13 protein-coding genes are annotated in these 13761 nt (G+C 59.6%); 11 read left to right on the top strand and 2 right to left on the bottom strand.

Annotated features, from left to right (window positions below; translation table 11 throughout):
• Window positions 1-79 precede the first annotated feature (79 nt).
• From ACCD02_RS05255 to ACCD02_RS05225, 7 genes are all read left to right on the top strand, one after another.
• Window positions 80-673: a cysteine dioxygenase gene (locus tag ACCD02_RS05255; RefSeq protein WP_413299112.1), complete on the top strand. Its 594-nt coding sequence runs from the start codon at window positions 80-82 to the stop codon at window positions 671-673.
• Window positions 670-1326: a glutathione binding-like protein gene (locus ACCD02_RS05250; protein WP_413299110.1), complete on the top strand. Its 657-nt coding sequence runs from the start codon at window positions 670-672 to the stop codon at window positions 1324-1326. The genes ACCD02_RS05255 and ACCD02_RS05250 overlap by 4 nt, the downstream gene beginning before the upstream one ends.
• A gap of 135 nt (window positions 1327-1461) precedes the next feature.
• Entirely contained in the window at window positions 1462-4206 is a 2745-nt protein-coding gene (metC, locus tag ACCD02_RS05245; RefSeq protein ID WP_413299108.1) for a cystathionine beta-lyase, read from the top strand.
• Window positions 4207-4426: 220 nt separating this feature from the next.
• Complete coding sequence (locus ACCD02_RS05240; protein ID WP_413299106.1) at window positions 4427-4558, top strand: hypothetical protein; 132 nt, start codon at window positions 4427-4429, stop codon at window positions 4556-4558.
• Window positions 4555-5319 (top strand): zinc ABC transporter ATP-binding protein AztA, encoded by a 765-nt coding sequence (gene aztA, locus ACCD02_RS05235; protein WP_413299104.1) that lies wholly within the window; start codon window positions 4555-4557, stop codon window positions 5317-5319. Before ACCD02_RS05240 ends, aztA begins: the two co-directional genes overlap by 4 nt.
• Window positions 5316-6185 carry a metal ABC transporter permease gene (locus ACCD02_RS05230; protein ID WP_413299102.1) on the top strand — a complete coding sequence of 290 codons (870 nt, stop codon included), beginning with the start codon at window positions 5316-5318 and terminating at the stop codon, window positions 6183-6185. Before aztA ends, ACCD02_RS05230 begins: the two co-directional genes overlap by 4 nt.
• Window positions 6186-6213: 28 nt before the next feature.
• Entirely contained in the window at window positions 6214-7107 is an 894-nt protein-coding gene (locus ACCD02_RS05225; protein ID WP_413299100.1) for a metal ABC transporter substrate-binding protein, read from the top strand.
• 129 nt (window positions 7108-7236) lie between these two features.
• Here the strand turns inward: ACCD02_RS05225 and ACCD02_RS05220 are convergent, their stop codons facing one another.
• Window positions 7237-8385, bottom strand: coding sequence for an aldose epimerase family protein (locus ACCD02_RS05220; RefSeq protein WP_413299098.1), 1149 nt, complete (start codon window positions 8383-8385; stop codon window positions 7237-7239).
• Between the two features lie 293 nt (window positions 8386-8678).
• Here ACCD02_RS05220 and ACCD02_RS05215 point away from each other — a divergent pair, with 293 nt between their 5' ends.
• The 4 genes from ACCD02_RS05215 (at window position 8679) to araH (ending at window position 13210) form a co-directional block, all read left to right on the top strand.
• Entirely contained in the window at window positions 8679-9419 is a 741-nt protein-coding gene (locus ACCD02_RS05215; RefSeq protein ID WP_413299096.1) for a FadR/GntR family transcriptional regulator, read from the top strand.
• Window positions 9420-9541: 122 nt separating this feature from the next.
• Window positions 9542-10546, top strand: coding sequence for a substrate-binding domain-containing protein (locus ACCD02_RS05210; protein ID WP_413299094.1), 1005 nt, complete (start codon window positions 9542-9544; stop codon window positions 10544-10546).
• 112 nt (window positions 10547-10658) lie between these two features.
• Window positions 10659-12188 (top strand): L-arabinose ABC transporter ATP-binding protein AraG, encoded by a 1530-nt coding sequence (gene araG / locus ACCD02_RS05205; protein ID WP_413299092.1) that lies wholly within the window; start codon window positions 10659-10661, stop codon window positions 12186-12188.
• A 56-nt stretch (window positions 12189-12244) separates the two neighbouring features.
• The gene (gene araH / locus ACCD02_RS05200) at window positions 12245-13210 is read left to right on the top strand and encodes an L-arabinose ABC transporter permease AraH (RefSeq protein ID WP_413299090.1); all 966 of its coding nucleotides are present in this window, start codon (window positions 12245-12247) and stop codon (window positions 13208-13210) included.
• A gap of 43 nt (window positions 13211-13253) precedes the next feature.
• Here the strand turns inward: araH and ACCD02_RS05195 are convergent, their stop codons facing one another.
• Window positions 13254-13739, bottom strand: coding sequence for a helix-turn-helix domain-containing protein (locus tag ACCD02_RS05195; RefSeq protein ID WP_413299088.1), 486 nt, complete (start codon window positions 13737-13739; stop codon window positions 13254-13256).
• Window positions 13740-13761 lie beyond the last annotated feature (22 nt).

The raw sequence follows: 13761 nt of genomic DNA, 5'->3' as shown, positions 1-13761 counted from the left end.
CGCGGTTTGCCTGATACACCGAGTCGTTCGGTTCGCGGGCAAGCCTCGCTCCAACACTAATAACTCAGGAGCACCCTGTATGAGCACCTTGAACCGTGGTGAAGTCGTCGAAACTTTCTTGCAGCATATTCGCGTTATCAACCAGCGTGGTGTTGACCGCGAAGCCCTGAAGGAAATCGTCGCCCTGTTGGAGCAACTGGCCGAGCGTCGTGACTTGTTCAACTTCGACACCTTCCCTGCGCCAGTACCGGGGGAGGGCGACACGGCTTTCCGCTATCGCCTGAACGACGACGGCGAGACCCCGACGCTGTACATGAACTCCCTGCTGCCGGGCAAAAGCACGCTGCCGCACAACCACGAAACCTGGGCGGTGATCGTTGCCGTACAGGGTCAGGAGATCAACTACGTGTGGACCCGCCATGACGGCGACGACCCGCAGTTCACTCGCCTGGAGCTGGAAAAGGAAGTGGTGGTGCAGCCAGGTACGCCGATCAGCTTCCTCGGTGAAGACCTGCACGGTATCAAGGTCGAAGGTGAACAGCCGACCCTGCATTTCCATCTGTACGGCCGCCCGCTGGAGTCCCTCAACGGTCGCTACGGAGTCAACGCCGAAGGCAAGATCCTTAATTACAACGCCTCGCAGATGGCGCCTTCGATTCCGGCCTACGCATGATCGACTTCTATTACTGGCCAACCGGCAACGGCCTGAAAGTCGCGATCCTGCTTGAAGAGCTCGAACAGGACTACCGCGTACTGCCGATCAATATCCGTACCGGCGATCAGCGCCAGGACAGCTTTCAGCAGATCAGTGCCAATGGCCGCATCCCGGCCATTGTCGATCATGTGCCGGACAATGGCGGTGAGCCTTTGAGCCTTTTCGAGTCCGGGGCGATTCTCAATTACCTGGCGGACAAGGCCGGGCGTTTTCTCCCGGCGCCGGGCAGCGTCGAGCGTCAGCGGGTACAGGAGTGGCTGTTCTGGCAGGTGGGGCATATCACCCCGTACCTGAGCCAGTTGCAGCTGTTCAAGGAAAAGGCTCCCGAGCCGATTCCGTTCGCCCTGGACCTGCTCAATGCCGAGGCGACCCGGCTGTATGGCGTGTTGGAAAAGCGCCTGGGCCAGCAAGACTATGTGGCAGGCGAATATTCCATTGCCGATATGGCGATCTTCCCGTGGATCCAGCCGCTGCGTCAGGGCCAGGACCTGGCGCACTACCCGCATATCCACGCCTGGCGTGAACGCATCAAGGCGCGCCCTGCGGTGCAGCGGGCGTATGCCAAGGGCCGTGAAGTGGCCGCTGCCGAGAAGTCCCTGGCGCTGCAATAAGCCGGCATAAATGGATATCTCTGTAGGAGCTGCCGAAGGCTGCGAACAGATCTTGAATCCATTCGCAGCCTTCGGCAGCTCCTACAGGGAGGGCATCCCAATGTATGTAATTGTCTCCTGTTTGATGAGAACCCCATGAACCAAACCATCACCCCCCAGCAACTTCAGCACTGGCTGTTCGATGGCCAGGAAATTGCCCTGTTCGACGTGCGTGAGCATGGCCAATACGGTGAAGCGCATCTGTTTCATGGGGTGAACCTGCCCTATAGCCGCCTGGAACTGGAAGTCCGGCGATTGGCGCCGAATCCGGCCGTGCGCCTGGTGATCTACGATGCAGACGGCGGCGATGTTGCCGCACGGTCTGCCGCGCGTCTGGCTGAACTCGGCTATTCGCAGGTACATAGCCTCGCCGGAGGCGCCGCAGGTTGGCAGGCTGCGGGCTTGCAGCTGTTCGCCGGGGTGCATGTGCCGTCCAAGGCCTTTGGCGAGCTGGTCGAAGAAGCCAGCCATACACCCCACATCAGCGCCACTGACCTGGCCGCATGGCAGGCCCGTGGCGAACCCCTGGTCTTGCTCGACGGTCGGCCGTTCGACGAATACCGCAAGATGACCATTCCCGGTTCCCTGTGTTGCCCCAATGGCGAGCTGGGATATCGCCTGCATGAACTGGTCAAGGACGACACCACGCCCATCGTGGTCAATTGCGCCGGGCGCACTCGCAGCATTATCGGTGCCCAGACCCTGATCGATCTCGGCGTGAAGAACCCGGTCTATGCCCTGGAAAACGGCACCCAGGGTTGGTTCCTTGCCGATCTGCCGCTGGAGCACGGCAGCACCCGGCATTATCCCGAAGTGGATGGTCATGCTGAATTGGAGCAGCCCCGTCAGGCTGCGAGAGCATTGGCACAACGAGCGGGCGTGCCAACCGTCAGCGCCGCGCAGGTTCAGGCCTGGGCCAGTGACGCCGGGCGTAGCCTGTTCCTTTGCGATGTCCGTACCGCCGAGGAGTTTGCCGCAGGCACTCTGCAGGGCGCACAGCACACGCCGGGCGGCCAGTTGATCCAGTCCACCGATCTGTATGTCGGTGTGCGTGGCGCGCGGTTGGTGCTGGTTGACGCCGATGGCATTCGTGCACCCATTGTCGCCAGCTGGCTGCGGCAACTGGGGCATGAGGCTTATGTCCTGGCCGAAGGTATTCACAGTGGATTGGCACTGCCGGTCGCGAATGCTCCGCAGGCGACTCTGGCGCAGATCGATGCGCAAACCCTGGCTGCCGCCTTGCGCGACGATGCCGTAGCGCTGATCGATTTGCGTGCGAGCATGGCCTTCCGCAAAGGTCATATTTGCGGGGCGAGGTGGTCGATCCGGCCGCTGCTGGCCAAGGCTGTCGCCGCTGAAACCCGGCCATTGGTGCTGGTGGCCGATGACCCGCGTATCGCGCAATTGGCTCTGACTGAGTTGCCGAGCGCGCAGCAGCAACAAGCGCGCCGGTTGGCAGGCGATATTGCGCAGTGGCAAGCGGCAGGCCTGTCGGTCCAGGAAGATCCGGCCAATCCGGCCAACGAGCAATGCATCGATTTCCTGTTCTTCACCCACGACCGCCATTCCGGTAACAAGGATGCGGCGCGACAATACCTGGCTTGGGAAATTGGCCTGTTGGCGCAAATGACTGAACAGGAGGTACGCAGCCTCAAGCCTTTGCACGGAAAAAAGTCGTCAACTGAGCAAGTAGCGACCCGCCTGGTACATGCCGCGCGAACGGAGAAAGGCGAGGGCGGTCGTCCGGTCAACGTGCCGGTCACGCGCTTGAGCACTGTGCTGTTCAACAGCCTCGGCGAGATGCGCGATGCCCGTCAGCGTCGGGATACCGAGCGGGTCCTGAGCTACGGGGCCCGGGGTAATCCCACGGCCTTCGCCCTGGAAGATCTGGTCAGCGAACTGGAGGGCGGCTACCGCACCAGGCTGTTCGGCACCGGTCTTGCCGCAGTGGCGCAGACGTTCCTGGCCTACCTGCGTCCCGGCGATCATGTGCTGATTACCGACGCGGTGTATTCGCCGGTACGCCAACTGGTGCGGGAGTTCCTGGTGCCGTTTGGCATCGAAGTGGATTATTTCGCCGCCGATGGTCAGGGCCTGGAAGCGCAGCTCAAGAGCAACACCCGTATGGTCTATGCCGAAGTACCGGGTTCGCTGCTCTATGAACTGTGTGATCTGCCAGTCATTGCTGCACTGTGCAAGCCAAGGGGAATCCTGCTGGCCGTGGACAACACCTGGGGCTCGGCGTATCTGTACCGGCCGCTGCAACTGGGTGCGGATATTTCCATCATGGCCCTGACCAAGTACCTGTGCGGCCATAGCGATGTGGTCATGGGCAGCGTCTGCACCCGTGAAGAAGTCTGGCAGCCGCTGGCGAACATGAGCGATACCTTCGGCACCACGGTCAGTCCCGATGACGCTTACCTGATCCTGCGTGGCGCCCGCACCATGGCCGCCAGACTGGACGTACATCAGCGTCAAGCGTTGCAGGTTGCCCACTGGTTGCAGGCGCAGCCGCAGGTCAGACAGGTCTTCCATCCGGCCTTGCCTGAGCACCCGAATCACGCCCTGTGGCAGCGCGACTTCAGCGGCAGCAACGGTCTGTTGTCCTTTGAGTTGCGGGACAATGATCCACTTCAGCTCGATGGCTTTATCGGCGCATTGCAGCTGTTTGGCCTGGGCGCATCGTGGGGCGGGTATGAAAGCCTGGTTACGGTGGCGGGGTTGAAGGATCGGGATAATGCGGCAGATCGCGGGTTGAATCCGGTGTTGCGTTTGCATATCGGACTGGAGGATGTGAACGATCTGATTGCAGATTTGCAGCGAGGGTTTGCTGCGATCTAAAGCGCCGCTAAAAAAGGTGGAAGCCAATTTTGTGGGAGCGAATTCATTCGCGAAGAGGCCGGTACATCCGAAGCATATTTATTGCTTGGAACACCGCTTTCGCGAATGAATTCGCTCCCACAGGTACGATTGGTGAAGATGAAAAAAAACTAATGTTATCTAGTAACATTATGGATTTTGCTATGTAATACTGTAACAAATGGTTGCAGGTTACCCTCTCGTGAAAGCTCCCCGCGTTCCTTCCATCACCGGCTCGATGCTGGCCCGATCCGCTGTGCACCGTTTGCTGCTGGCCATGGCCATGCTGGTCCTGTTGTGGCTGGCCATTGCCTGGGCGGTGGCGATTCCATGAGTGCAGCCATCGCGTTGGATAACCTCACCGTCGCCTACGAGCGGCGCCCGGCAGTGCATCACCTCAGCGGGCGCTTCGAGGCAGGCAGTCTCACGGCGATTGTCGGCCCCAATGGTGCCGGCAAATCGACCCTGATCAAGGCCATTGCCGGGACCATGAAACCGGCAGAAGGGCGCGTCGATCGTGGAGCCCTGGCGACCCATACCCTGGGCTATCTGCCTCAGGCGGCGGAGATCGACCGCAGTTTCCCGTTGAGCGTGGCCGACACCGTGGCCATGGGCGCTTGGCGCAGCATCGGCCCGTTTCGCGGCTTGAGCCGTGATCAGGGGCGCCGCACTCGCGAGTCGTTGCAGGCGGTCGGTCTGGAAGGCTTCGAGGGGCGCAGCATTGGCTCGCTGTCTTCGGGGCAGTTTCAGCGCGTATTGTTTGCCCGGCTGTTGCTGCAGGACGCGGCGGTGATTCTGCTTGATGAGCCGTTTACCGCCATCGATGCCCGTACCACCAATGACTTGCTGCAACTGGTGCGCGCCTGGCATGGCCAGGGGCGGACGGTGATTGCCGTGCTCCACGATATCGATCAGGTGCGCCAGCACTTCCCGCAAACCTTATTGATGGCCCGTGAAGCCATTGCCTGGGGCAGCACCGCCGAGGTCCTGAGCGTGGAAAACCTGCGTCGGGCGCGCAATATGGCCGAGTTCTGGAGCGCCGACGCCGAGCTTTGCGCCGCTGACGCGGACGATTCCACTGGAGGTCGCTCATGACGCTATATGACGGACTGATCCAGCCTTTCGTGGAGTTCGGCTTCATGCGCCGGGCCCTGGTGGCCTGCCTGGCCTTGGGCATCGGTTCCGGTCCTGTGGGTGTGCTGTTGATGCTGCGGCGCATGAGCCTGGTCGGCGATGCCATGAGCCATGCCGTGTTGCCGGGGGCGGCGGTGGGTTTCCTGTTTGCCGGGCTGTCGCTGCCGGCCATGGGCTTTGGCGGCATGATCGCCGGACTGTCGGTGGCGCTGCTGTCGGGCCTGGTCAGCCGCCTGACCAGCCTGCGCGAAGACGCCAGCTTTGCCAGTTTCTACCTGACGTCGCTGGCCGCTGGAGTGTTGATCGTGTCGCTGCACGGTTCCAACGTTGACCTGCTGCACGTCTTGTTCGGCACCATTCTGGCCATCGACTCCGACGCGATCTTCATGGTCGGTGCCATTGCCTCCTTTACCCTGGTGCTGCTGGCGCTGATCTACCGACCGCTGGTACTGGAGTGCTTCGACCCCGGCTTTCTGCGTGCCGTGGGCGGGCGCGGTTCGCTGTATCACGTGTTGTTCCTGCTGTTGGTGGTGCTCAATCTGGTGGCCGGGTTCCAGGCCCTCGGTACCCTGATGGCCGTGGGCATGATGATGCTGCCTGCTACGGCGGCGCGCTTCTGGGCCAGTTCACTGGGCGCACTGATGCTGATTTCGACCCTGGTAGCGACGTTGTCCGGCTTTATCGGGCTGATCGTCTCTTACCACATGGGCGTTGCTTCCGGCCCCGCCATCGTTCTGACGGCCAGTGCCTTCTACGGGTTTTCGTTGTTGTTCGGACGCACAGGGATCCTGCGTCGATTGTTCCCCAAACCTCACCTGATTAACTGAAAAAGCACCCTCACCGAGAAGGAAGATCATGAAGAAATCCATGCTATTGGGCGCAATGGCTGCCTTTGCGCTGTCTGCGTTTTCTGTACTGGCCCAGGCCAAGCCCCTGGAAGCGGTAGCAACCTTCACCGTTATCGCCGACATGGTGCACAACGTTGGCGGCGACCGCGTGCATGTCACCTCGCTGATCGGTCCCAACGGCGATCCCCATGTCTACGAGCCAACCCCGGCTGACGCCCAGGCGTTGAAGCAGGCCGACGTCACCTTCGTCAGTGGCCTGCATCTGGAAGGCTGGCTGGACCGGTTGATCAAGGCGTCGGGCTACAAGGGGCAACCAGTGGTGCTGTCCAACGGCATCAAGACCCGCAGCATGGATGAGGACGGCAAGCGCATCACCGATCCCCATGCCTGGAACAGCGCGGCCAATGGTGTGATCTACGTCGGCAATATCATCACTGCCCTTAGCAAGGCCGACCCGGACGGGGCTGCCGAGTACAAAGCCAACGGCGAGCGCTATATTGCCCAGCTGAAGGAACTGGACAGCTATGCCCGTACCCAGATCCAGGCGATTCCCAAGGCTCAGCGCAAAGTGCTGACCTCCCATGATGCGTTCGGTTACTTCGGCGATGCCTATGGCGTGACCTTCCTGTCGCCACTGGGCTTCTCCACCGAGGCTGAGCCATCGGCGGCCGACGTGTCGAAATTGATCCGTCAGATCAAGGCCGAGCACGTCAGTGCCTACTTCTTCGAGAACTCCGGTGATCCGCGTCTGGTCAAGCAGATCGCTGACGCCAGCGGCGCCCAGCCGGGTGGTGAGCTGTATGTGGAATCGCTGTCGCCCGCCGACGGCCCGGCGGCAACCTATGCACAGATGTTCCGTTACAACGTCGACAAGCTGGTTGCGGCGATGAAGGGCAAATAGCCCTCAAAGCTCAATCTGTGGTGCAGTTCAGATTGTGGGACCGGCTTTAGCCGGGAAGAAGTCAGTACATTCGATACATTTCTATCGTCTGAGCTGATGTCTTCCCGGCTAAAGCCGGTCCCACATTGTTTAGCGCACGAACTTGAAGATAGTGGTCTGGGTGTAGGTCTGCCCAGGATTCAAGCGTGTACTGGGGAAGTTCGCCTGGTTGGGGGCATCAGGATAGTGCTGGGTCTCCAGGGTAAACGCGCCCCAGTGCGGATAGACCTTGCCAGCCTTGCCCTTGATGCTGCCATCGAGGAAGTTGCCGGTGTACAGCTGCACGCCGGGCTCGGTGGTAAAAAGTTGCAGGCGGCGACCGGATGCCGGGTCGAACACTTCTGCGGCAAGTTTGCTGACCTTGCCCTGGGTATCCAGCACCCAGTTGAAGTCAAACCCGCCTTGCTTCGCTTCCGCAAACTTCAATTGCGGATGATCGTCCTTTATATGTTTGCCGAACTCGGTGGGCTTGAGAAAGTCCATCGGCGTTCCGGCCACAGGTGCCAATTCCCCGGTCGGGATCAACGTGGCATTGACCGGTGTGTAATGCGCCGCATGCAACGTAGCAACCTGCTTGAGTACATCGCCGCTGCCTGCACCCGCCAGGTTGAAATAACTGTGGTTGGTCAGGTTCAGCACCGTTGGTTTGTCGGTGACGGCCTTGTACTGGATGCGCAGTTCATTCTTCTCGTTGAGGCTGTAGGTGACTTCGGTGGTCAGATTGCCGGGAAAGCCCATTTCACCATCGGCTGACAGATAGGTCAGCTTCACCCCGACCCAGCCCGGCTCCTTGCTTGGCTCGGCCTTCCACACACGCTTGTCGAACCCCTGGGTGCCACCGTGCAGGGCGTTGGTCTTGTCGTTGAGCGGTATCTGGTAGGTGGTGCCATCGAGGCTGAATTTGCCTCCCGCCAGGCGGTTGCCGAAACGACCGATGGTCGCGCCGAAATACACCGTGCCGTTGTTCTGATAGCCCTGGACATCATCGAAGCCCAGGACCACATCATCGACCTTGCCGTCTTTACCCGGCACCAGCAGCGATTGCAGGGTGGCGCCATAGGTAATGATGTTGGCTTCGACGCCGTGGCTGTTGCGCAGGGTGTATTTCTCGACCGAAGCGCCGTCGCGGGTGGTGCCGAACGGAATCGGTTTGGCCAGCTCAAGGCCGGCGGCATTGACGCTGAGGGTGGCAATCATCAAGGACAGTCCCAGAGGAGTGGCAAAGCGGTTACGGATCATCAGAGTTTTCCTTTTTTTGTTGTTGTTTGAAAGGGTGGATTGCGTTGTGTAAGTCAGGGTTTGAAGCGACCTCGCTGGTGAATTGGTAATACTATTTGAGTGATTTACGTCGGATAGTTCGTTTTATAGTGCAAAAATCTTAGCTTGAATATTAAATTGTAATACTATTTAGTAGGTCGGTAGCTGAATGTACAGCTGGCCTGGGCAGAAGCGGTATTTTTTGCCGGTTTGACACTCAATGGTGTGATGATTAGCCTCCAGCTAAGACCAGAAGCCAGCGGAGTGCCAGGGCCATGCGCAGTAATTTTCATGATTCAACGGTAGACCGGCTAGGCACCTGGATTGCTGCAGGGCACGTTGAGCCAGGCCAGACTCTCAAGGTCGAAGCGGCGTTGTGCGAAGAACTGGGCGTCAGCCGTACGGTATTGCGTGAGGCGATCAAGACCCTGGTGGCCAAGGGCATGCTCGAAGTGGGGCCGAAGGTCGGTACGCGGGTTTTGCCGGTGCGCCAGTGGAATCTGTTCGATCCTCAGGTCGTGGGTTGGCTGGCGCGCAAGGGGCTGACGGAAGGCTTCGTCAAGGATCTGCTGGACCTGCGCCGCACCATCGAACCCATGGCGGTGCGCTGGGCTTGCGAACGGGCTACACCCGCGCAGATTGCGGCGATCCACGCAGCGTATGGGGTGCTGGAACGTTCAGTGGCGGACAAGGGTGATTACAACCTGGCGGACCGCCAGTTTCATGAACAGGTGCTGGCGGCAAGCCACAACCAGTTCATCGAGCAAATGTTGCCTGCTGTCGGAGCGTTGCTGGCGGTGTCCTTCGAAGTCTCGTCGGCGGTGCCGGGGGAGCTGGGCAGGACGCTGCCGCTGCACAAGGAGCTGGCCGATGCTATTGCCAGCCGCGATGCGGCACGCGGTGTCTGGGCCTGCATGACCCTGATCGAACAGGCGGCGGAGGTGATCTCGGGTTCGTTTGCCCGAGAGGCGATACAGGTCAGTGCAAGTGACACTCGGTTACATAGTGTCGATTGATAATATGATATGACTGGATGTGTGGTTTTCTAACGAGGTTGTCGGACCGCTGCCATGGGCCTGCAACCGAACCAAAAAAATGCTGGACGCTGTAGCTATTCAATAAAAATAAGGAGTTAGCTATGTTGAGTCGCCACGGGATTCGTTCCCTGTGCTGTGTCGCCGTCGCCACTGCCATCCTCGGCATGGGGGCCGGTGCATCCGCTGCCGATAAAGTGAAGATCGGCTTCCTCGTCAAACAAGCCGAAGAACCCTGGTTCCAGACCGAATGGCAATTTGCCGAGAAGGCCGGGCAGGATCATGGATTCGAGGTGATCAAGATCGCCGTGCCTGACGGCGAAAAAACCCTGACCGCGATCGACAACCTGGCTGCCAACGGCGCCAAGGGCTTTGTCATCTGCCCGCCTGATGTCTCTCTGGGCCCTGCCATCGTCGCCAAAGCCAAGGCCAATGGTCTGAAAGTCATGGCCGTGGATGATCGCTTCGTCGACTCCAAAGGCAAGTTTATGGAAGACGTGCCGTACCTGGGCATGGCAGCCTTCGAGGTTGGTCAGAAGCAGGGCGCGGCCATGGCCGATGAAGCCAAGAAGCGTAACTGGGACTGGAAAGAAACCTACGCGATCATCAATACCTACAACGAGCTGGACACTGGCAAGAAGCGCACCGATGGTTCGGTGGATGCGTTGAAAAAAGCTGGCCTGCCTGAAGACCACATCCTCTTTACGCCGCAGAAAACCCTCGATGTACCGGGCAGCATGGACGCCACCAACGCGGCCCTGCCGAAACTGCCTGCGGCGGCCAAGAAGCTGATTGTCGGCGGCATGAATGACAACACGGTACTTGGCGGTGTGCGCGCCACGGCAGGTGCCGGATTTACGCCGGACAATGTCATCGGCATCGGTATCAACGGCACCGATGCCATTGATGAGCTGAAGAAAGCCAAAAGCGGCTTCTATGGTTCGATGCTGCCCAGCCCGGACAAGGAAGGCTACAACACCGCCTTGCAGATGTATGAGTGGGTCACCACTGGCAAGGAGCCTGCCAAATACACCGCGATGGACGACGTAACGCTGATCACCCGGGAAAACTTCAAGGAAGTGCTGACCAAAATTGGTCTGTACAAGTAAGTACCCGTAATCAGGCAGGGGCCAGCTTGCTGGCGATCGCAGGTCAGGCAACCCTTCATTGGTTGAGCCGACGCTATCGCCAGCAAGCCGGCTCCCACAGGCAGGAGGTGATATGCATCAGCAAGCGATCAAGCAACAGGCAACAATCGGCGGCAGCCTTCGCTTCAATGGGATCGGCAAGACGTTTCCCGGCGTGAAGGCGCTGTCGGATATCAGTTTTGAAGCCCGGCCCGGCACTGTCCATGCGTTGATGGGCGAAAACGGCGCGGGTAAATCGACCCTGCTGAAGATCCTCGGTGGCTCATACCAGCCCAATAGTGGCGACCTGCAGATCGGCGAACAGACCCTGGCCTTTAAATCCACCGCCGACAGCATTGCTGCCGGAGTGGCGGTGATTCACCAGGAGTTGCACCTGGTCCCGGAAATGAGCGTGGCGGAAAATCTGCTGTTGGGTCATATGCCCAACCGCATGGGCCTGCTCAATCGCCGGGCCATGCTGCGTCAGGCTGGCGAGCTGCTCAAGGGCCTGGCTGACGAGATCGACCCGGCCATGCGCCTGGGCAATCTGTCCCTGGGGCAGCGGCAGTTGGTCGAGATTGTCAAGGCCATGTCGCGCAATGCCCATGTGATTGCCTTCGACGAACCGACCAGCAGTCTGTCGGCCCGGGAAATCGACCGCTTGATGGCAATCATCAGCCGGCTGCGGGATGAGGGGCGGGTGATTCTGTATGTCTCGCACCGCATGGAAGAAATCTTCCGCATCTGCGACGCCGTTACCGTTTTCAAGGACGGTCGTTTCGTACGTACCTTCGAGAACATGGCTGAGCTGGACCATGACCGGCTGGTGACCTGCATGGTCGGGCGCGACATCCAGGACATCTACAATTATCGGGCGCGTGAGCATCAGGGGCCGAGCCTGCGGGTGACCGGCCTGCTCGGGCCGGGCTTGCAGGAGCCGGTCAGCTTTGCAGTAGAGAAGGGCGAAGTGCTGGGCTTCTTCGGTCTGGTCGGTGCCGGGCGTACCGAGCTGTTTCGTCTGCTCTCGGGGCTCTCGCGCAGTACTGCGGGGACTCTGCAACTGGAAGGCAAGGCGCTGACCTTGCGTTCGCCACGGGATGCGATCGGTGCCGGCATCCTGCTGTGCCCGGAGGATCGCAAGAAGGAAGGCATTGTGCCTCTGTCCAGCGTGGCCGAAAACATCAATATCGGTGCGCGACCGCGGCATGTCAGTCTGGGTTGTCTGATTCAGGGCCGCTGGGAGCGTGATAACGCCCGGCAGCAGATTCAGGCAATGAACGTCAAGACGCCCTCGGCGGACCAGCAGATCATGTTCCTGTCCGGTGGCAACCAGCAGAAGGCCATTCTCGGCCGTTGGCTGTCGATGCCGATGAAGGTGCTTCTGCTCGACGAGCCGACCCGGGGCATTGATATCGGGGCCAAGTCCGAGATCTATCAGATCATTCATAACCTGGCGGCCCAAGGCATCGCGGTCATTGTCGTGTCCAGCGACCTGATGGAAGTCATGGGTATTGCCGATCGTATCCTGGTCATGAGCGAAGGTGCGATCACCGGCGAGTTGATGCGTGACGAAGCCGATGAATCACGTTTGTTGCAACTGGCCCTGCCGCGCAGCCGCGGCTGAGCCTTACCTTTAATGCCGGCGTGAATTACACCGTGAAAAATAAGAAAGAGGTGCGTATGTCTAGCGAAACCAGCCTGCGGGCTCCCCGTCAGGGCCTGAACCTGCGGCGTTTTTTTGATGAATGGGTGATGCTCCTGGCAGCCCTGGGGATCTTCGTGCTGTGCGCACTGTTGATCGATAATTTTCTCTCACCGCTGAACATGCGCGGCCTCGGCCTGGCCATTTCCACGGTCGGCATCGCCGCCTGCACCATGCTGTTCTGCCTGGCTTCCGGGCACTTTGACCTGTCGGTCGGTTCGGTGCTGGCCTGTGCCGGGGTGATTGCCGGGATTGTCATGCGCGATACCGACAGCGTATTTCTCGGTATCTCCGCCGCCCTGGCCATGGGCCTGATCGTCGGGCTGATCAACGGTATTGTCATTGCCAAACTGCGTATCAACGCGCTGATCACGACCCTGGCGACCATGCAGATCGTTCGCGGCCTGGCCTACATCTTTTCCAGCGGCAAGGCGGTCGGGGTGTCGAACGAAGACTTCTTCGTTTTCGGCAATGGCCAATTGTTCGGCGTGCCGGTGCCGATCCTGATCACCATCGTCTGCTTCATGTTCTTCGGTTGGTTGCTGAATTACACCACTTACGGGCGCAACACTCTGGCCATCGGTGGCAATCAGGAAGCTGCATTGCTGGCCGGTGTACATGTTGACCGGACCAAGATCATCATCTTTGCCGTGCATGGCCTGATCGGTGCACTGGCGGGTGTTGTGCTGGCCTCACGCATGACCTCAGGCCAGCCGATGATTGGCCAGGGCTTCGAGCTGACGGTGATATCCGCCTGCGTACTGGGCGGGGTGTCCCTGAGCGGCGGGATCGGCATGATTCGCCACGTGATTGCCGGGGTGCTGATCCTGGCAATCATCGAGAATGCGATGAACCTGAAGAATATCGATACTTTCTATCAGTACGTGATACGCGGCACGATTCTGTTGCTGGCGGTGATCATCGATCGACTGAAGCGGCGTTAAGGCGGCCCATACCTGACTGAGTGCTGCCTGGATCCGGGCAGCCTCAACTCAGACGTGAAGTGACAAAGATCAGGCGCATGATGGCCACGGCAAGGCTCTCGGCGTCATTCTGGATGCTCTCCAGCTGGCTCTGCTGTTGCGCTATCTTGTCGTCATCGACGCGCGATTGAGCCAGTTGCGTCAACTGATACAGATTGTCGGTCATATCGTGCAAATTCATATGCAGGCGCGATATCACTTTGGCAACACGCTCGGCACCGGGGTTGAGCCAGGTTTGGGAGTCCTTGGGGGAAAAGCCATCGGCGCCCAGTGAAAGGGTCCCAGCCGAAAGACTCATGCCGGTTACAACATAGGCAACGTCGACACCGACCTCAGCGACCCGGGACAAATAATCCGCCCGCGGGGAGCGCACGCCATTCTCGTAATTACCCTGTGCATTGGTTTCGACACCGCCAATGGCGCCCAATGCGCTTTGTGAAAGTTTGAGCCTTAGTCGCTCTTGTTTGAGACGTTGCCCAATCCCTGACATAGATAGTTCCTGTTAAATCACA

This window comes from Pseudomonas sp. Pseusp88, from assembly GCF_047303955.1.
Lineage (GTDB): Bacteria > Pseudomonadota > Gammaproteobacteria > Pseudomonadales > Pseudomonadaceae > Aquipseudomonas.
This window is presented reverse-complemented; position numbering and strand designations above follow the sequence as displayed.

What these genes read in the sequence shown, in the direction of transcription:
- ACCD02_RS05220 (WP_413299098.1), bottom strand. Translation starts at nt 8,385, where the DNA reads ATGATCCGTAACCGCTTTGCCACTCCTCTGGGACTGTCCTTGATGATT.
- ACCD02_RS05215 (WP_413299096.1), top strand. Translation starts at nt 8,679, where the DNA reads ATGCGCAGTAATTTTCATGATTCAACGGTAGACCGGCTAGGCACCTGG.
- ACCD02_RS05230 (WP_413299102.1), top strand. Translation starts at nt 5,316, where the DNA reads ATGACGCTATATGACGGACTGATCCAGCCTTTCGTGGAGTTCGGCTTC.
- ACCD02_RS05210 (WP_413299094.1), top strand. Translation starts at nt 9,542, where the DNA reads ATGTTGAGTCGCCACGGGATTCGTTCCCTGTGCTGTGTCGCCGTCGCC.
- metC (WP_413299108.1), top strand. Translation starts at nt 1,462, where the DNA reads ATGAACCAAACCATCACCCCCCAGCAACTTCAGCACTGGCTGTTCGAT.
- aztA (WP_413299104.1), top strand. Translation starts at nt 4,555, where the DNA reads ATGAGTGCAGCCATCGCGTTGGATAACCTCACCGTCGCCTACGAGCGG.
- ACCD02_RS05225 (WP_413299100.1), top strand. Translation starts at nt 6,214, where the DNA reads ATGAAGAAATCCATGCTATTGGGCGCAATGGCTGCCTTTGCGCTGTCT.
- ACCD02_RS05250 (WP_413299110.1), top strand. Translation starts at nt 670, where the DNA reads ATGATCGACTTCTATTACTGGCCAACCGGCAACGGCCTGAAAGTCGCG.
- araG (WP_413299092.1), top strand. Translation starts at nt 10,659, where the DNA reads ATGCATCAGCAAGCGATCAAGCAACAGGCAACAATCGGCGGCAGCCTT.
- ACCD02_RS05195 (WP_413299088.1), bottom strand. Translation starts at nt 13,739, where the DNA reads ATGTCAGGGATTGGGCAACGTCTCAAACAAGAGCGACTAAGGCTCAAA.
- araH (WP_413299090.1), top strand. Translation starts at nt 12,245, where the DNA reads ATGTCTAGCGAAACCAGCCTGCGGGCTCCCCGTCAGGGCCTGAACCTG.
- ACCD02_RS05255 (WP_413299112.1), top strand. Translation starts at nt 80, where the DNA reads ATGAGCACCTTGAACCGTGGTGAAGTCGTCGAAACTTTCTTGCAGCAT.